Source organism: Pseudomonas sp. S2_H01 (genome assembly GCF_054668305.1).
This window is the reverse complement of sequence record NZ_CP162756.1, coordinates 4,094,841-4,114,062: the sequence shown is the minus strand read 5'-3', so window position 1 is coordinate 4,114,062 and position 19,222 is coordinate 4,094,841. Positions and strand designations below refer to the sequence as shown.

Genomic DNA, 19,222 nt, shown 5'->3' with positions numbered 1-19,222 from the left:
TACCCGACAACTATCGCTAACGGCTGTAAGCCTTGCGATAGAGGTTAATATTTGACATCTACCGGAACGTTTAGATGAGTATTGATTTGACTTTATCAAAAGGATTTATCGGCAGATTTGCGGTAGTTAAACTATGGCCGGGAATCAAAACTGCAGAAGACGAATGCATTGCTCGCCTCAAACTAGCGGCCAAATCGATCAATCTAGAATGCGTTGAGATTCACGCTGACGGCACATTTATCGATACCCCTACGGTTAAGGTATCGAAAAAGAATGTAGACTTCGTGATTCATCTGCACTACGACACCCCTAAGAGATATGACGCGTTTTCATTTGTCGCCCTATGGAACCCTCTAAAATTCTATCTTGAATGGGGTTATCAGCGCTGCTCCCGTAATCTGACGACCCATGACGACTTTTTGAGCTGCGGCTCAAACAGTGCAGACGATCACGTCGCCAGGATGATACGTCAAAGCACAAATCACCTACCCGCGAATTTCAAACTCTTCCATTCTACGCCGGACATAGTACATGGGCCGTCACTGGGTGACGGAAAGCTTTTCTATGCAGGCATCAACTGGGAGGCGATCGTCAGCAGCAAGAAATCTCGTCAACAGGAGGTTCTGAAGCATCTGGACAAAACTGGTTTACTTCGAATTTACGGCCCTGAGATTTTTCAAGGTGTGAAAGTATGGGCCGATTATAAAAGCTATGTTCGTGAAATTCCGTTTGACGGATTTTCGATGATAGATGAAATATCCACAGCAAGTGCTGCTTTAGTGTTATCGTCGCAAGCTCATAAAGACTCCGAGATGATGTCGAACCGTCTATTTGAGACAATCGCATCTGGAACATTAGCTATATGTGACGAGAATCCTTTCGCTAAAAAGTTTTTGGGAGACGCGGTTCTCTATATAGATAGCCGGTCTTCGATGGAGCAGATCTATGCCGACATCCTTAAACACTTAGAATGGATCAAGCTGAATCCAGAAGCGGCTCTGGAAAAAATCGAAAAATCTCAAAATATATTCAGAAACCATTTCTCGCTCACTAACAACATCTCCGATATATATTCTGGTCTCTCTGAGCGTCGTGAAAATTTACTGAATCTACATCTTGGCGAAAATCCATCACTTAAAGTTGGGCTATATTTACTGATGCCCGACTTCTCCGAGAAGACGCTTAGATCGCATCTTTGTAGCGCTGAATCACAGGAGCATCATAACTTCGAGGCTACCCTTGTGATTGGAAAGGAGGAAACCATTGAAGTAAAGAACACAATTACTGAGGCCGTAAAAAATAGTTCAGCGAAGATAACTGTTAAAGAATTAGATGTATTTTTACCGGGTATTCGTACCGAGATCAGAACCCGCCGTAAAACGGGTGCGATATTGGCAGAGATTCTGGCATCGGATGACCACTCGGATCTTCTGACTTTCGTCGCACCGAACGAGAGAATTTATTCCAACCATCTGAACGTTCTGGCGGGTCCCCTCCAATTAAACCCGGACATCAACTGTACCGCATCAGCAGCTGTGCTTGAGAATAAGGACGCTCCAATCCATACCGTTCATGAACTGATTGATTTTGGACACCTGAACCCTCTCGGACCTACCGGATATGGCAGGTTTATGTTTAAAAAGTCGGCCATCCCAAGAGATATTCATATTGCACTTCCATATCTGGACGGTCGTCCACTGGCAGTATTGGTTGGCAGCAACAAGATTCATTTCCAGTCGCCAGCCACCGTCACGATTGACCTTACAGAAAAATTTCCGGGCCAAACCGACGATGGAGTAGCGGAAACAGAAATCATCCGTGATTTTAGTCCCGAGGCACTTACATTGTCGGCGGGGTTTTATATGAACGTAACTCCGCAGGTTGTTGCACCCGTTGCGAGTTTACAGAATACCAAACTAAGCCGACTTTTGGTAAATCCAGCTTGGTTAAAAGCGCAGCTTCATGCGGTCAGGGTCCATGGGTTGAAAGCTCGGTTATCGGTATTGAAAGGAAAGCTCACGCAATGAATCCGCATGCACCTATGCCGGCATCCATTCGATCGCTGATGAGTAGCATCTGGCGGCACAGAGGGCTTATCAGCCAGATGACGCGAAGGGACGTGATCGGTAGATATAAGGGCTCCGTAATAGGGGTCTTTTGGTCTTTTGCTAATCCAATTCTTCTGCTCATTGTTTACACCGTCGTGTTTTCGGTTGTGTTCAAAGCTAGATGGGGCACGGGACTAGGGGAACCCGAAAGTCGAGGGCAATTTGCGATCCTTCTGTTTGCAGGCATGATAGTTCATAGCCTTTTCAGCGAAACGTTGATACGCGCACCGACCCTGGTTCTTAGCAATGTCAACTATGTAAAAAAAATCGTATTCCCGCTCGAGATACTTCCTATTGTAGCGATGGGGACTTCTTTGTTTCATTCGTTGGTGAGTATTGGAGTGCTAATTTTAGCCCAGGGAATAATTAATGGTTATGTGCCTTGGACAAGCATCATGCTTCCATTAATTCTAGCGCCCCTAATTATTCTGTCTGTAGGTATTGCGTGGATATTAGCTTCTTTGGGCGTCTTTCTTAGAGACGTCGCCCACCCCATCAGCCTGATCATGACACTACTATTATTTGCGTCGCCGGTTTTCTACCCAATTTCGGCATTACCGGAAGGAGTAAGGCCCTGGTTGTTGTTAAACCCGTTGACGCTAATAATCGAGCAGACGAGAGACGTACTAATTTTTGGACGCATTCCGAACTTTCTTGGAATTGGTTTATACGGGGCTATTTCAGTTGTAAGCGCGTGGCTAGGATACGCTTGGTTCCAGAAAACGAGAAAAGGATTTGCAAATGTCCTTTAACGATTTTGCGATCAGCGTAGAAACGGTGTCCAAACGCTTCGAGGTCTTCGCCCATCCGCGCGATCAGCTGAAGCAGTTTATTTACCCCAAAATGCAACGACTGCTGCGTCGGCAGCAAGGGACTTACTTTAGGGAGTTCTGGGCGCTCCGTGATGTGTCGCTTTTCGTCCGTAAAGGCGAGTCCTGCGGAATCGTCGGGCTTAATGGAAGCGGTAAGAGTACCCTGCTTCAGATAATAACCGGCACTCTGACTCCCACCAGCGGCACTGTTACAGTGAACGGGCGAGTTGCCGCATTGTTGGAGTTGGGCTCTGGCTTCAACCCCGAGTTTAGCGGCCGTGAAAATATTTATATGCTGGGTGCATTGCTTGGTTTCAACAAAAAAGACGTTGAATCTAAGCTGTCAGACATCGAGAGCTTTGCGGATATTGGCGACCACTTTGATCAACCGCTATCCACGTATTCCAGTGGTATGCAGATGAGAGTCGCCTTTGCCGTCAATACATCTTTCGACCCTGATATCCTAATAATCGATGAAGCCCTCGCTGTAGGGGATGCTTATTTCCAGCAAAAATGCTTCCATCGCTTGGAACAATTTAAGAAAAATGGTGGGACATTACTTTTCGTTTCCCACGATGCCAATGCAGTAAAGCAATTGTGTGATAAAGCGATCCTTATTGGCGAAGGGCGTTCTTTGAGTTTCGGAGAGCCACGCGCAATCATCGACCTCTACCAGGGTATCATTTCAAAAAAGTCGGACATGGGTGCCTCAGAGGTAATCGTCGACCAATCCAAGGCCGTTGCGCAATCACAAGAGCACCGCCTGCCGACTAATGGTGTGTGGAGTAAGGCTACGACAACGTCCACAAACGGTGATGCATTACTTCTCGACTTCAAGTTACTGGATAAGTACGGAAACCAATTTCCTACTGTAACTAGCGAGGAAGATGTTGTCGTACAATACACCGTGCTTCTTAACAAAGACTTTGATCGCCCGGCGTACGGCCTCATTATTAGGGACCGCATGGGCCGGTCCATCTTCGAAACAACAACATACGGCCTTCGTCTTCCGGACAAACCTGCTCCAGCGGGATCGCAAGTCACGGTGAGATTTTCATTAAACTTTAATCTCATCGCTGGGCAATATTCATTTTCAATCGGTGTGGCGAATCGCGGCTATGCAAAAAGTGAATTTGAAGAATACAGCCTGCTTATGCATGATGTAGAGCAAGTTCAGGTGATGGACTCAACGCACGCCTATGCATATGGCGGAATTTTCAACATGCATCCAACAGTTTCTGTATCGGTACTGGATAAGTAGTTCATGCCTAAAATTTTGACAATGACCGAAAAACTCGACAGAGCCTTGGGCGCTTTGGCAGAGTTATCTCAGCGGCAGCAACGATTGGAAACGCTGCTAACGCAGAACTCCCTCACCGCTGGAGACCTGGTTTCTCTTAATCCGTTAATGCGCCGGAATATCATTTCCAATGATGCCGCAACCCAGAAACAACTGATAGCATCTTGGTCAGCTTCATCAAAGAAGCAACTCGAACACAATGATTTAATAGATAGTGGGTTCAGAGCCTTCTCGCAAAATGACGAGGACGGCATCCTTTTGAGAATTTTTTCTCACATTGGCACAACCAATCGTTATGCGATAGAGATCGGCAGCAATTGCAATTACTCAGATATCGGAATCCCCGAGAACCTTACAACCAACCTGATCATCAACCACGGTTGGCACGCATCAATTTTCGAACTTGATGAAGTTGAGTGTAGCCGGATGCAATATTTCTTTGCCCGTGCGCATGCAACCCAACATTATCATTGGCTGCGAGAGGATAAGAACACGTATTACTCTCCAAAAATCATTCAACAGATGATTTCGCCAAATAATATTAATGACGTGCTAATTGATGCTAATAATGAACCACAACCAGATTTGATGATAATCGACATCGATGGCGGGGATTTTTTAGTCATGGAGCAACTGCGAGCGGTACGGCCAAGGGTTCTCGTCGTAGAATTCGAGAAGCGTTTCAGGGATCGCTATTCCGTTTACCAGCCTGATCGAGAAGATTTCAGCAAGAAGTGGCAGCAGTCCGGTTCGACCAGCTTGAACGCTTGGATTAAACTTCTAAAAATTCAAGGCTATGCACTCTGCACAGTTGGCACCTGTTGCTACAACGCTTTTTTTGTACGCAATGATGTAGCCGATGGAAAACTGAAAACATTGAGTCCAGCTTATGCCTATGAGTCGCATCCAGTATTTTCAACTATAGATAATGAATTTTGGTTAACGCCAGATGAGACGTGGAAAGAAGTATAATTGATGGCCTATTCAGGTTGATATTTGCTGGAGGAAGCGTGACAGAAAGGAATGTTTTGGTAATCGGCGGCGCCGGCTATATTGGCTCTCATATGGTGCGCTTGCTGGTTGATTCGGGTATCGGCACAATTGTTCTGGACGATCTGAGCTCAGGCTTCGCCGACGCCGTATCTCCACAGGCGAGACTGATCGTTGGTGACGCCGCTGACCAAGAATTGCTCACGCAGTTGTTTGCCGACTACAGTATCGACACGGTGATGCACTTTGCGTCTTTTATTCAGGTCGGCGAATCTGTCACAAACCCGGCCAAGTACTACGAAAATAATCTCGGCAAAACACTTCGCTTACTTGGTTGCATGGCAGCCAACGACGTGAGGAGTTTCATTTTCTCATCGACAGCCGCCATATTTGGGAATCCTGTCAAAACGTCTATTGATGAAGCTCACCAGACCTGCCCAATCAATCCCTATGGTCGCTCGAAACTGCTGCTTGAACAAATCCTACCGGATTACGAGCAAGCCTATGGTATGCGTTACGTCTGCTTACGGTACTTCAACGCGGCAGGTGCGCAGCCCGACGGATCGCTGGGAGAACGCCATCAACCCGAAACGCACCTGATTCCCCTCGCAATCAACGCGGCGATGGGTAAGGGCGAAGCATTAAAGATTTTTGGCTCCGACTACCGCACATCTGACGGAACGTGCATTCGTGATTATATTCACGTTTGCGATATTGCCGCAGCGCATTTAGCTGCACTGCATCATCTACGCCAAGAAGGCGAGTCACTAAAACTCAACTTGGGAAATGGCAAAGGTTATAGCGTTAAAGAGGTGATTCAGGGAGTGGAAAGGGTAACCTCGCTTCCCGTTCCCCATGAGTTTGTAGAGCGGCGAATGGGTGATCCAGAAGTGCTAATTGCCGAAGCGGAAAGGGCCCACGAGATTTTAAACTGGACCCCTCAGTACCCCGCGCTTGACGATATCATTACCCATGCCTTCTTGTGGCTCTCTTCGGAATCTAACAACTAATGCAATATTCCAAAATGATGAATAGCACAACACCCCGGCCAAAGTTATCCATCGTCATCCCTTGCTACAACGAGGAAGACGGAATGATGGAACTGTATCGACGCATCACCAGCGTTTGCAAAGAGCAGACAGATGGCGACTACGAACTTGTCCTCATTAACGATGGATCTCGAGATTCAACCTGGAACCTGATGCTAGAGTTATCGGAGCGAGATAATAAAGTCGTAGCCATTAACTTGTCACGCAATCATGGGCATCAGCTTGCCCTCTCCGCAGGCCTCCAAGTCTGTCGCGGGGATAGGATATTTATCCTTGATGCTGACCTGCAAGATCCTCCTGAGCTTCTCACCAAGATGATGGAAAAGATCGATGCGGGATGCGATGTCGTCTATGGCCAGCGCATTAAACGCGAGGGCGAAACGATGTTCAAAAAAGCATCAGCTCATTTTTTCTATCGTATGCTAGACCGAATGGTAGATATCGACATACCTGCTGACACTGGCGATTTCCGACTAATGACCCGTAGGGCGGTAGATCTGCTGAACTCCATGCCAGAGCATCATCGCTTCATCAGAGGAATGGTTAGCTGGATCGGGCTCAGGCAAGAAGCTCTTCCCTATGAACGAGCAGCGCGCTTTGCGGGCGAAACGAAGTACCCTTTGTCCAAAATGATTCGATTCGCAATAGACGCGATCACAGGATTTTCGGTCCGGCCGTTGAAACTCGCTTCCTATATGGGAATCTGTTTCGGCGCAGCAACTTTATTACTTATGGTGTATGTATTGATTCACTATTTCACTGGAAATAGCGTCGATGGTTGGACGTCATTAGCGGTGATTATGTTAGCACTTGGTACTATTCAACTTTTTGTCGCGGGGGTGATGGGCGAATACTTGGGTCGGCTGTACGTCGAAACCAAAGGGCGACCTTTATTTATCATCCAAGAGATTGTTTCATCGCATCCAGATGAAATCCAACAGAACGCGAATGAGGCTCCTTTCCAATGAATCAAAATTCTGATCAAGACAAACAAGAGCGAGCGAAAGCCGAGTTCGACTTGTTGGCAGATGAATACCATGACATGCATAAAAATAACATCACAGTTTCTGGTGAAGATCCTGACTTTTTTGCAGAATATAAAATCGCGGACCTGGCGGCGTTGGCCGAATCAAAAGGTATCGCGGTCCGTTCAATATTTGATTTTGGTTGCGGCATAGGGAACTCCATACCTTTTTTTAGGAAATATTTCCCTGATGCAGCTATAACTTGTGGCGATGTTTCCGAGCGAAGTATGGAAATAGCAAAAACACGCTTTCCTGGGAACGAAGCATTTTCGCTGATTGACCGGTCCATTCCTTTGGGAACAGCGAGTCAAGACGTAGTGTTTACAGCATGTGTTTTTCACCATATTCCCCACGATGATCACGCGCATTGGCTCCAAGAACTACGCCGCATCACACGCCCCGGTGGCTTATTGGCTATCTATGAGCACAATCCGCTCAATCCTTTGACCGTAAAAGCTGTCAACACTTGCCCTCTCGACGTCAACGCGAAATTGATTTTGGGGCGTAGTATGGGACAACGTGCAGTAAAAGCAGGGTGGACACAACCGGAGGTAAGCTACAAAATATTCTTTCCCTCCGTACTAAAAAAACTCAGACCCTTGGAAAAACGTTTGACGTGGCTTCCGCTGGGTGCCCAATATGTTATGTCCGCTCGAGCATGAAAAGCCTATTGAAACAGGGACTGAGGTTCCTTTCCGTTGGTGTTTTGAACACTGCGGTTGGGTTGCTCGTAATTTACATGACTATGTATTTCACATCACTGAACATAGTCATTGCAAATGCGGCCGGTTATGCAGTCGGACTACTCATTAGCTTTATAGCCAACAAGAACTGGACATTTGACCAGCAGAAAAAGTCCAGTAATCCGCTGATGAAATACATTATTGCTGCGGGGTTTTCGTATATCGTCAATATAAGCGCAGTATTAATATCAATAGATATATTCAGCATCAATGAATATATCGCTCAGTTCTGCGGTATATTTGTTTACACAGCAACAATGTTCTTACTTTGCCGATACTTTGTCTTCATAAATAAACCTTGCTAATGTTGCGATAACCAAAATAAGGCCTCAAGATGCAAAAAAGCGCAACCAGGCGCCATCGCCAAAACCGTATATCCAACACAGCTTCCATATTGTTCTTGGCTGTTGTGCCTTCACTGTTAGGGTATTACTCCTTGGGCCTTAACCACTGGGACATATCGATGCCAATGGTATACGGCGCCGGGGATGACCTTTGGCAACTCACACTTACCAAGGTTCTGAGTGATACCGGATGGGTGCTATACAATCCATACCTAGGTGCACCAGAAATTGCGAGCTGGCATCATAACGCTGCTGCTCAGACGAGCGCGCTGCATTCCTTGATTATGCTCGGGCTTAATATATTTATCCACAACCCGATAGCGCTACAACAATATTATTTTCTATTAAACTTCCCCCTCATTGCAATCACGTGTTATACCGCCTGCCGGTTGCTAAGTATCTCACGAATTTCAGGAGTCTGCGTCGCACTCCTATATGCGTTTACAACTTTCCGTTTCGACTTCTCCCTTTATTCATTCTTGCCAAACTATTTTACGGTACCATTGGCTATTGTTTCCGTTATATGGATAGCGCAGGGAAAATTTGAATCAAACATTATCCATGAAGATGCCAAACCTTTAATAATTAAGAAGCTGATCTCCAACAAACTTTTTTTATCTGGTTGCTTATTCATAATCCTGATATCTATCTCAGACGGTTACTACGCCTTCTTCACGCTTTTGCTGCTCGGCTTCTCGGTATTTTACCGGATCTTATCCGGTAGTTGGCGAAAACCCGTTAATCTTGTACCAGGCGCTATATACGTCTTACTTTTACTCTTCTGCGCATCTGCCATTCAACTGCCACTGTACTTATACAAGAAAAGTCATCAAGAAGAATTTCTACTCAACGGGAAAGATGACCCCGCGCTGGTAAAACATCCATTCGAGGCTGAGGTCTACAGCACAAACCTTAAACTTCTAGTTACACCTACGGCTAATCACCGGATTGATCTTATCGGAGCTATCTCACAAAAGATTGATCAAACGTCTTTAGAGGCTAGGTATTTTAAAGTACTACCTGTTGTCCCATTAGGGGCACTTTGCTCTCTATTCTTGTTTATAGCCTTGTCAAAACTGGTGGTAAACTACAAGAGAAGCGCTTCTGACGAGGCCGCTTCCATTACCTCCCTTAGCGATGTTCTACCTCCACTGATACTGTTTACGCTGCTCTGCTGCATTACTGGAGGTATTGGCTCAATCATAGCGCTAATATTCCCCACAATCAGAGCATATGATCGTTTTGCGCTATTTTTAATATTCTTGCTTCTTTTATTAGCCGCTCGATTATCTTTACCATTTGTTAGCCATAAGAAATCCCCAATTCGCTATCTGTCAATAGTAATAATTGGACTGATTACAGTCGCCTCGCTGTATGACCAAATTCCTGTAACTTCAAATAGACTCAATCTCACAAATGCGACTCGATTTCGAGCCGAACAGAATTTCGTGCGCCAACTCGAATCGAAAGTCCCCGCAGGCGCAATGGTGTACCAATACCCTTACGCCCAGTATCTGCGGCCAAGCTCATACTATGGTTGGGGAGCATTCGCTCAGATTCGCCTGTACCTAAACTCTCATGGTTTGCATTGGAGCAACGGCGGTGCTAAGAATAGCCCGGCGGATGATTGGAACTACCGACTCTCGAGCCAACCTTTTGTAAATTTGTTAACCGAAGTCGAAGCCTTGGGCTTTAGCTCAATGGTAATTGACCGCACTGTCGTCAAGCCGAATGAGTATGATGAGATTTCGGCCATATTGACATCCAAAGGTTACTTTATCGTTAATGACGTTGCTAGCAATCTTGCCTACGTCATTTTGCGGGATCCAGGCTATCGAATTAAATACACCAAGAATTATAGAGACCTCGAATCTATTACTATCACCTCTTCATCTGCTGCCTCGTCACAGACATTTCCCGAACTGGTTAACTCCCCATCATTTAAACTCTTGTTAAGGAATTATACTGGTCCTTACCCAACTACATTCACCAAGCTTGACCAGCCAGCGATATTTTTAGATGGTTCAGTCTTCACTAGAGGCACCGGCGAATCTGCGATTACTCCCCTCGCTGACATGAAAGGAAGTCTGAATTGCTCGGTCGCCGGCGATCTGTCGAAAGCCAATTCCGAATCAACTCTATTTTTTACACTTACGAATAACAGTAGTTTTGATTGGACACTAGACGCCGGGACATTTCCGATCAGAGTTGGGTACCACTTGGTCAATAGCTCAGGTGATACCATGCAGTGGGACAACGGTTTCAGGGCGCCAGTCTCGGGTAAAGTCAAGCGTGGCGACAGTATACATTTCAATGTCCCTTATAGCTCCCTGAAAGTCCCACCAGCTACAAATGAAACTGAACGGCGCTTGGTTTTTTCACTGGTGCAGGATGCCAGTGCCTGGTTTTCAAATATCAGTTGCGCGGTCGGCAACTAAATTCCGAAGACCAAATCGGCACATTGTTGAAGTGGCTACCTCCCCAAATTGCAAATCGATTGGGGGGGCTGCCGAAATATTTTGAATAGGCAACCTACAGCAAGAATGTGTGAAAAGCCCAATTCGGGCTTTCCGTATCATCCGTAAAATGGCATCATTCACGCGTGTTTATTACCTTGTCAGCTTGCCCCGTCTCGCTGGCGATACAACCGAAAGAGAAGCATATGAAAAAAGTGGCGCTTATTACTGGAGTAACAGGTCAGGACGGATCCTATCTGGCCGAGCTGCTTCTAGACAAAGGCTATGAGGTGCATGGGATCAAACGCCGTGCCTCCTCTTTCAACACTGATCGAATCGACCATCTGTATCAGGATCCGCATGAATCTGACCGACGCCTCGTCTTGCATTACGGGGATATGACAGACTCTACAGGCCTGATACGCGTCATTCAGCAGGTCCAACCTGACGAAATTTACAATTTGGCAGCTCAATCACACGTCGCGGTCTCCTTCGAGGAACCCGAGTACACAGCGAACTCCGACGCGTTGGGAGCTTTGCGTATCCTCGAAGCTATCCGCATCCTGGGACTTGAGAAGAAGACGCGATTCTATCAAGCTTCGACTTCCGAGCTGTACGGGTTGGTTCAAGAAGTACCGCAGAAAGAGACCACACCTTTCTACCCTCGGTCCCCATACGCTGTCGCGAAGTTGTATGCTTATTGGATTACAGTGAACTACCGTGAAGCGTATGGGATTTACGCCTGTAACGGTATTTTGTTTAACCACGAAAGTCCTGTACGAGGAGAGACGTTCGTTACTCGAAAGATTACCCGAGCGCTGGCACGTATCAAGCTGGGCCTTCAGGAATGTCTCTACTTAGGCAACCTAGATGCTCTGCGGGACTGGGGACACGCAAAAGATTACGTAGAAATGCAATGGCTGATGTTGCAACAAGAACAGCCGGAAGATTTCGTGATCGCAACCGGTAAGCAATTCAGTGTACGCGACTTTGTAAACGCGGCTGCTGCTGAAGCTGACATCAGCATCACTTGGAAAGGAACTGGGGTAGACGAAAAGGGTTATGACAGCAACGGCAAATGCATTGTGGCCGTTGACGAACGTTATTTCCGCCCTACCGAAGTCGAAACTTTGCTTGGTGATCCAACAAAAGCTCAGCAGAAGCTGGGTTGGACACCTAAAATCACCTTCGAAGAACTCGTCTCAGAGATGATGAGCGAGGATCTCAAATCTGCGCAACGCGACGAATTGGTGAAAACGCACGGCTATTCTGTTTACGACTACCACGAGTAAGTTAGGTGGATAAAAGCGCCAAAATTTTTATTGCCGGCCATCTTGGGATGGCCGGCTCTTCTATCCAGCGGCGTTTGCTTGCCGCTGGTTACAACAATTTAATTTATAAAAGCCACGCGGAGCTTGACCTAACTAACCAGTCCGACGTTACGCACTACCTAAATATTGAGCGGCCAGATTATATCTTTCTAGCAGCTGGCAAGGTGGGTGGCATCAAAGCAAACAATCGTTATCGTGCGGATTTTATTTACCAAAATATAATGATTGAAACAAATATTATTCATGCCGCATGGCAAGCCGGTGTGAAACGTATGTTGTTTCTGGGTTCAAGCTGTATTTACCCTCGTGATTGCTCTCAGCCTATTTCTGAAGATTACCTGTTGACCGGACCATTGGAGCAGACCAATGAGCCATATGCGTTGGCTAAAATTCTCGGTGTGAAGCTATGTGAAAGCTATAACCGACAGTATGGCACGCAATATATTTCAGCAATGCCGACAAATCTATACGGCCCTAACGATAGCTATAACCTTGAGAGCTGCCACGTTCTTCCCGCGCTGATCCGTAAAGCTCATGAAGCGAAGGTAAATGGCGATAAAGAATTTGTTATATGGGGAACGGGAGAACCTCGACGTGAATTCTTGTTTGTCGATGATATGGCCGACGCTTGCATATTTCTGATGGAGAAAAATCCTTCCGATTTTCTATACAATATAGGAATCGGTAAAGATATGCGCATTCAAGAACTCGCCGAAATGGTTGTAGATATTGTTGGTTTCCAAGGCATCATTGTTAATGACACCAGCCAACCCGATGGTACGCCTAGGAAATTACTGAATGTCGAAAAACTTCACTCCTTAGGGTGGGCTGCGCGCACTTCGCTACGTGAGGGTATTACACTGGCATACAGAGACTTTTTAAATAACGGGGGTAGGAATTGATGACTACCCCGCTTATTACTATTGCCGTACCATCGTACAATCAAGGCCGCTTTCTCGACAAAGCCCTGTCGTCGATCTTCTCTCAGAATCTTCCTGTTGAAGTTTTCGTCATGGACGGTGGGTCGACCGATGAATCAGTCGACGTTATTAAGCGATGGGAAAGCAGATTGTCTGGGTGGAGAAGTGGACCAGACGGTGGTCAGGCGGCGGCCATCAATGAAGGCATCGCTCAAGGCAGCGCGCCCTATGTATGCTGGCTTAACAGTGATGACTGGTTTCTCCCTGACGGCCTTCTCAAGCTTCTGACCGCCTTGGACGCTACGACTGGATCATCCGCAGTGTACGGAAGGGCTTGGAATATTATTGAAAAGAACGGGAAAAAATCACCCATTTGGGTGGAACCGTTCAGTGAAGCCAGGCTAGCCAGGAGATGCATCATTTGCCAACCTGCCACGCTCATTCGACGATCAGCGTGGGAAGAAATTGGAGGTGTTGACGGAACCCTACACATGGCTATGGATTATGATCTTTGGTGGAGGTTGTATAAGCTAGGTGGACCGTTGCTGTTTCTTGATGACTTCGCTGCAGTAAACCGCGAACATGAAGAGACAAAAACGAAAACATTGCGTCGCCGGCATTATGATGAGGCGATGAATGTGGTGCGTAAGTACCATGGAAAAATCCCACTCAAGTGGTGGCTATATCAACCTTATGCCGTCTGGTTTAAATCAATCTTTCCGTAAACGACTAAACTAATGCGTGTACTTCATTTCTTTAAGACAGCGCTTCCTGACACGATGGGCGGGGTGGAGCAAGTCATTCACCAACTTGCTCGCGGAGCCGCTGGCTATGGCGTGGAGAGTGACGTGCTCGCTCTCTCAGCCAATCCATCCCTGCGAGAAATCGCTATGGAGGGATATTCCCTTCATCAGTCAAAGTTGGATTTTCAAATTGCATCCACTGGCTTTTCGCTTTCTGCAATTTCTAAATTCAAAGAACTCTCAAAGCAGGCGGACATTGTCCATTATCATTTTCCATGGCCGTTTATGGATGTCTTACACTTCGCCTGCCGCATTAAGAAACCGACGATTGTTACTTATCACTCAGACATCGTCAACCAAAAGACCCTTCTAAAATTCTATCGACCTCTGCAAAATCGTTTCTTACAGAGTGTGAGTAGAATTGTTGCTTCATCCCCTAATTACGTCTCTTCCAGTGAAGTCCTTCAACCGCTCAAGCACAAAATAGATGTAGTTCCTCTTGGGCTGAATCCTCAGTACTTTGAAAATACAAAAAGTGAAACGCTTGAAAGATGGAAGAGCATCGTCGGTTCAGGCTTTTTTTTATTTGTGGGCGTCCTTCGTTATTACAAAGGACTGCACACCTTGCTAGCCGCTTCAGCCAACAATAATTTCCCTATTGTCATAGTGGGTGGCGGGCCAAAAGAGATGGAGCTTAAAGCGCAAGCCTCAAAGTTGGGACTTCGTAATATCCATTTTTTAGGCGCACTTCCTGATGAGGATAAAGCAGCTTTACTCGCACTATCAGGCTGTGTTGTGTTCCCTTCACACTTGCGGTCGGAAGCGTTTGGCATCACATTGCTGGAGGGAGCAATGTTTGGAAAGCCGCTCATTTCCTGCGAGATAGGTACTGGCACTACCTATATCAACATCGATAACGAGACAGGACTGGTAGTACCTCCCGATAATCATTTAGCTCTAAGCGCTGCTATGAGATTTGTCATGGATAACCCTGTCCGTGCATCAGAAATGGGCTATCGAGCTCGACTTCGCTTTGATGAGCTTTTCACTGCGGAAACCATGGTTAAGTCTTATGTGCAGATTTATAGGAAACTGCTGCAGAGTAAGCCTTAACGCCTAGGGTACTGCTCAGGTACGGGAGTGTTTTGGTGCATAAACGTCCTCCCGTTGTTTGAGTCTACTAACAAAGCCGCCTATGTCTCTCCCCGCCTCTGCTGGTGAATCCAGTCCACGATATCGCCCTCGGGCGCATACCCGCTGACCGTATCGCTCAGTATCTGGCGGACCCTGTTGTAGTCGTCTTCATCCAGAGCCTTGAGCAAATGCGACAAGCTCTGCTTGAACGCATCCCACGACAGGTAATCTTCCTGGGCACTCATGATCATCGGATGGCTGGTGACCGCCACGTTATCGCCAATCAGTAACTCTTCGTAGAGCTTCTCGCCGGGCCGCAGGCCGGTGAACTCGATGGAGATGTCGCCATGGGGGTTCTTCTCCGAGCGAATGCTCAAGCCGGACAGATGCACCATCTTCTCGGCCAGTTCGATAATTCTTACCGGCTCGCCCATGTCGAGCACGAACACATCGCCGCCCTGCCCCATTGAGCCAGCCTGGATCACCAGCTGAGCCGCTTCCGGAATGGTCATGAAATAGCGAGTGATCTTGGGGTGCGTCACCGTCAACGGCCCACCGGACTTGATCTGCTGGTGGAACAACGGAATCACCGACCCCGACGAACCCAGCACATTGCCAAAGCGCACCATGATGAACCGCGTCTTGTTGACCTGATGCACGTTTGCCCGGTCACCGAACATCACCGGCGCAGCTTCTCGGCTCAAGGCTTGAAGAATCAGTTCAGCAAGGCGCTTCGTACTGCCCATGATGTTGGTGGGCCGCACCGCCTTGTCGGTCGAGATCAGTACAAAATTGGCCACGCCTGCCTGCAGCGCAGCCTGCGCCGCGTTCAGCGTGCCGACAACGTTATTGATAACGCCCTCCGCGATATTGTGCTCGACCATCGGCACATGCTTGTAAGCGGCTGCGTGGTAGACCGTGTCGACACGCCAGGTCTTCATGACATCCAGCAACTTGGAATGGTTGCGCACGCAGCCAAGGATCGGCAGGACCTTCACCTTGAGCGATTCACGCTCGATGCGGCGCTCCAGCTCGGACAGGATGGTATAGAGGTTGAATTCACTGTGGTCCAGCAGCAAGAGCGTCGTGGGCTTGAGCATGACGATCTGTCGACACAACTCGGAACCGATCGAGCCCCCTGCCCCTGTCACCAGCACGCATTGGTTCTTGATGCAGTGCTCCAACAGCTCTTCCTGCGCAGGGACCGAGTCGCGCCCCAGCAGGTCGGCAATGTCCACTTCCTGCAGATCGTCCACTTTGACCCGGCCGGCGGCCAGGTCCGAAAAGTTCGGGACACTGCGCACATGCAGCGGAAAGCCTTCCAGAAACCCAAGGATTTCCCGGCGACGCGTTCGTGCAGACGACGGAATCGCCAACAGGATTTCCTGCGCGCCCGTCACATCGATCATTTGCTGGATGTGTTTGGGTTTATAGACCTGCAGGCCGGAAATCATCCGATTGGAAATCGAGTCGTCGTCATCGATGAAGGCCACCGGGCGCATGGATCGGCCCATTCTGAGGGCCGCTAACAGCTGATTGCCCGCTGCTCCGGCGCCATAAATGGCCACTCTGGGCAGACCGTCATCACGATTGGTGAACGGCATATGCTGCGCGGCCGCAAACCAGTCACCCATAAAATACTGGCGCATGGCGAGACGCAGACCGCCAATCATCACCAGACTCAGCCACCAGTAGTTGAACATCACCGAGCGAGGCACGACGTGCTGGTGATTGCTGTAGAGATACACGACTACGCCGAGTATCAACGCGGAAAGACTGACCGCCTTGATAATTGCAACCAGCGCGTCATTGCCGAAATAGCGCATCACGGCGCGGTACATGCCAATCCGGATGAACAGAGGGATCGCGATGACAGGAGCACTGATGAATAACCAGGTATGGATTTCAAGCGGGTTGATCAGGTCATCAATCCCTAGTCGAACCACGAAGGCCATCCATAGTGCAAACCACACCAGACAGATGTCGGTGGCAACCTGGATTATGCGCTTCTTACGACGGGGCAATCCCACCAGCAAAACGCGTACTCTCTCCATGCTTCCCTCAAACAAGAGTTCAAACTACTTTCTATCGACCCACACGCCGACTGTTGATTCCTGCCACGCTCGAACAATCTGACCGAATGACGACGACGCTGCATCTTTTAATTAGCTTCCAACCTGCCAGCTTTGAACCTGATGGCCAAAATGACGAGCGGGATGTACGCAATAATCAGGCCCAAAGCACCGTCTAGCCCAAATTGGGTGACGCACAATGCCATGGGCAATAGCCAAACCAGATTGATTACACCGACTGCGGACGTCACAGGAAGATGCCGGCCAAATCGCCGTGAGGCGAACTGATAAGCGTGACTTCTGTGAGCCTCATAGATCTTGTCGCCTCGAACGAGCCGACGAATGAGGGTAACTGTAGCGTCTACGATGAAAACCCCAAGGAGGATAAGCCATGCCCACAGTAACTGCGAGGAAATCCAGGCGGCCTGCAGCGATAAAATACCCAGAATGATGCCCAGAAAGCCGCTGCCAGCATCGCCCATGAAGATTCTGGCGGGCGGAAAATTCCAGAAAAGAAACCCCGCCACCGCGCATCCGAGCAAGACCGGTAGGCCGATCAGACCGGAAAACCCGCTCAACGCGTAAATAAGCACCGCGCCCAGGCACACGGTGATGGCCTCTACGCTGGCGATACCATCAATGCCATCCATGAAGTTGTAGAGGTTAAGCAGCCAGACCAGATAGAACGCCGCAAGCACATCGCCGATTAAACCCAGATCGAACTCGGTATCGAATAGATGAACCGGGGGAAGTCCACCCAGCCAGAACAGCCCCCAGGCTGCCGCCACAAAATGCCCCAGAAGACGCCAGCGGGCGGCGATGTGGCCGTGATCGTCCAAAAAGCCCAGAGCCGCGATGGACAAGCCCGCGCCGAATGACGCCATAAAGGATGGCAGTTCTATACCGCCAGCGCAGTACATCCATATGAGGGCAGCCAGATAACTCACTACGATGGCGACGCCCCCTCCTCGTGGGGTGGGAACGGAGTGCGAACTTCTACCATTAGGGATATCGAGCAGACTTTTGTGCAGGGCGTACCGACGCAACCAGTACGTCAACGCCAGCGAGGCCCCGGCAACGAGGACCGCTAACCACCAATAATTCATTTTTGTTCCGTTGCTAGAAAATGATCGACAGTCTTCTTGAGGGCCTCGTCGACTGACACAGGCGGCGTCCAGCCCAGCAAGTCTCGGTTCTTCGATATGTCCACACGTAGGGAGCCTAATACCCGTTGAGCCGCGGCTTTACGCCCCAGCAACATCGCGCCCAATTTAATAATCGACTGAGGTACTGGAACCAGCCAGCCGGACAAGGGCATGAATGCTTTTAGGCGCTTTGCCAGCTCAGTGGTGGACAAATCTTGTCCGTCACTCACCAAAAAGATCTGGTTAGCCGCAGCCGGATGATCAACACACACCCTGATGAAGTCCACCAGATTATCCAGCGAAACAAGGCTACGCGCGTTGCGTATGGCACCCAATGGCAACGGAATGCCTTTGCGAAGTGCCCGCATCAGTTGCAGGAAATTGGCCTTGACCCCAGGCCCATAGACCAAGACCGGGCGGATGATCACGACCTCCATCGCGCACGTTTTGGCGAGCTCCAACAGACCTAGCTCTGCTTCGTATTTAGAAATCGCATAGGGATCAGAAGGACGGGCAACACCATGGGGCCGGAAGACTTCATCACGTCGCGTCGACTCACCGTTGACCTTTATCGAGCTAATGAAGATGAAACGGCGCACGCCAGCGGCCGCAGCTTGACGGGCAAGATTGAGCGTACCTGCGGTGTTGACCTCGCGGAACAGCGCGAGCGGATCGGCAGCGGTTTCGTTCATGACGTGGACACGGGCTGCGGTGTGTATCACTACATCCATGTCCCGGAGCGCGGATTGCCAAGCAGTATCGGTTGCAAGGTTACCTACGGGAATATTTGTCACACCGGTGGGGAGTTGGAGACCTACTTGTCTGCTGGCTGCAAAAATGTTGATACCAGGTAGATAAGCGGCATTTTCGACCAATGCCCTACCTAAAAATCCCGAGCTCCCTGTCACCAGGATTTTTCTGACCATTTCGAATCCAGTTGGATAAACAGTACGGATAATCTCGTTACCCGAGCAAACTCGATAATCAAGTAATATAAAGGAGCAGGATTGCAGTCTGTGGACACATGTCATTCCAAGACTGCGATCCAGC

At 48.5% G+C, this 19,222-nt stretch carries 16 protein-coding genes; 13 read left to right on the top strand and 3 right to left on the bottom strand.

Going from position 1 to position 19,222, the window contains the following annotated elements; translation table 11 throughout:
• Positions 1-74: 74 nt before the first annotated feature.
• From AB4N84_RS18445 to AB4N84_RS18385, 13 genes are all read left to right on the top strand, one after another.
• Positions 75-2,027 carry a glycosyltransferase family protein gene (locus AB4N84_RS18445; RefSeq protein WP_460042552.1) on the top strand — a complete coding sequence of 651 codons (1,953 nt, stop codon included), beginning with the start codon at positions 75-77 and terminating at the stop codon, positions 2,025-2,027.
• Complete coding sequence (locus AB4N84_RS18440) at positions 2,024-2,860, top strand: ABC transporter permease (RefSeq protein WP_460042551.1); 837 nt, start codon at positions 2,024-2,026, stop codon at positions 2,858-2,860. Before AB4N84_RS18445 ends, AB4N84_RS18440 begins: the two co-directional genes overlap by 4 nt.
• Entirely contained in the window at positions 2,850-4,181 is a 1,332-nt protein-coding gene (locus AB4N84_RS18435) for an ABC transporter ATP-binding protein (protein WP_460042550.1), read from the top strand. Before AB4N84_RS18440 ends, AB4N84_RS18435 begins: the two co-directional genes overlap by 11 nt.
• A gap of 3 nt (positions 4,182-4,184) precedes the next feature.
• Positions 4,185-5,192, top strand: coding sequence for an FkbM family methyltransferase (locus AB4N84_RS18430; RefSeq protein WP_460042548.1), 1,008 nt, complete (start codon positions 4,185-4,187; stop codon positions 5,190-5,192).
• Between the two features lie 92 nt (positions 5,193-5,284).
• Entirely contained in the window at positions 5,285-6,220 is a 936-nt protein-coding gene (galE, locus tag AB4N84_RS18425; RefSeq protein ID WP_460047061.1) for a UDP-glucose 4-epimerase GalE, read from the top strand.
• A gap of 83 nt (positions 6,221-6,303) precedes the next feature.
• Positions 6,304-7,227, top strand: a complete 924-nt coding sequence (locus AB4N84_RS18420) for a glycosyltransferase family 2 protein (RefSeq protein ID WP_460042547.1) — start codon at positions 6,304-6,306, stop codon at positions 7,225-7,227.
• Positions 7,224-7,946, top strand: a complete 723-nt coding sequence (locus tag AB4N84_RS18415; protein ID WP_460042546.1) for a class I SAM-dependent methyltransferase — start codon at positions 7,224-7,226, stop codon at positions 7,944-7,946. The genes AB4N84_RS18420 and AB4N84_RS18415 overlap by 4 nt, the downstream gene beginning before the upstream one ends.
• The gene (locus tag AB4N84_RS18410) at positions 7,943-8,332 is read left to right on the top strand and encodes a GtrA family protein (protein ID WP_460042545.1); all 390 of its coding nucleotides are present in this window, start codon (positions 7,943-7,945) and stop codon (positions 8,330-8,332) included. The genes AB4N84_RS18415 and AB4N84_RS18410 overlap by 4 nt, the downstream gene beginning before the upstream one ends.
• 158 nt (positions 8,333-8,490) lie before the next feature.
• Positions 8,491-10,809 carry a hypothetical protein gene (locus AB4N84_RS18405; RefSeq protein WP_460042544.1) on the top strand — a complete coding sequence of 773 codons (2,319 nt, stop codon included), beginning with the start codon at positions 8,491-8,493 and terminating at the stop codon, positions 10,807-10,809.
• A 224-nt stretch (positions 10,810-11,033) separates the two neighbouring features.
• Complete coding sequence (gene gmd / locus AB4N84_RS18400; protein WP_460042543.1) at positions 11,034-12,119, top strand: GDP-mannose 4,6-dehydratase; 1,086 nt, start codon at positions 11,034-11,036, stop codon at positions 12,117-12,119.
• 5 nt (positions 12,120-12,124) lie between these two features.
• Positions 12,125-13,060: a GDP-L-fucose synthase family protein gene (locus tag AB4N84_RS18395; RefSeq protein ID WP_460042542.1), complete on the top strand. Its 936-nt coding sequence runs from the start codon at positions 12,125-12,127 to the stop codon at positions 13,058-13,060.
• Entirely contained in the window at positions 13,060-13,803 is a 744-nt protein-coding gene (locus AB4N84_RS18390; RefSeq protein WP_460042540.1) for a glycosyltransferase family 2 protein, read from the top strand. Before AB4N84_RS18395 ends, AB4N84_RS18390 begins: the two co-directional genes overlap by 1 nt.
• Positions 13,804-13,815: 12 nt before the next feature.
• The gene (locus AB4N84_RS18385; RefSeq protein ID WP_460042538.1) at positions 13,816-14,934 is read left to right on the top strand and encodes a glycosyltransferase family 4 protein; all 1,119 of its coding nucleotides are present in this window, start codon (positions 13,816-13,818) and stop codon (positions 14,932-14,934) included.
• Positions 14,935-15,014: 80 nt separating this feature from the next.
• Here the strand turns inward: AB4N84_RS18385 and AB4N84_RS18380 are convergent, their stop codons facing one another.
• The 3 genes from AB4N84_RS18380 to AB4N84_RS18370 all read right to left on the bottom strand — a co-directional run bounded on the left by AB4N84_RS18380 (position 15,015) and on the right by AB4N84_RS18370 (position 19,098).
• Positions 15,015-17,009, bottom strand: a complete 1,995-nt coding sequence (locus AB4N84_RS18380; RefSeq protein WP_460042537.1) for a polysaccharide biosynthesis protein — start codon at positions 17,007-17,009, stop codon at positions 15,015-15,017.
• A 107-nt stretch (positions 17,010-17,116) separates the two neighbouring features.
• A complete protein-coding gene (locus AB4N84_RS18375; RefSeq protein ID WP_460042536.1) occupies positions 17,117-18,133 on the bottom strand; it encodes an MraY family glycosyltransferase in 1,017 nt (338 codons plus the stop codon).
• A complete protein-coding gene (locus tag AB4N84_RS18370) occupies positions 18,130-19,098 on the bottom strand; it encodes a UDP-glucose 4-epimerase family protein (protein WP_460042535.1) in 969 nt (322 codons plus the stop codon). The genes AB4N84_RS18375 and AB4N84_RS18370 overlap by 4 nt, the downstream gene beginning before the upstream one ends.
• Between the last annotated feature and the right edge of the window lie 124 nt (positions 19,099-19,222).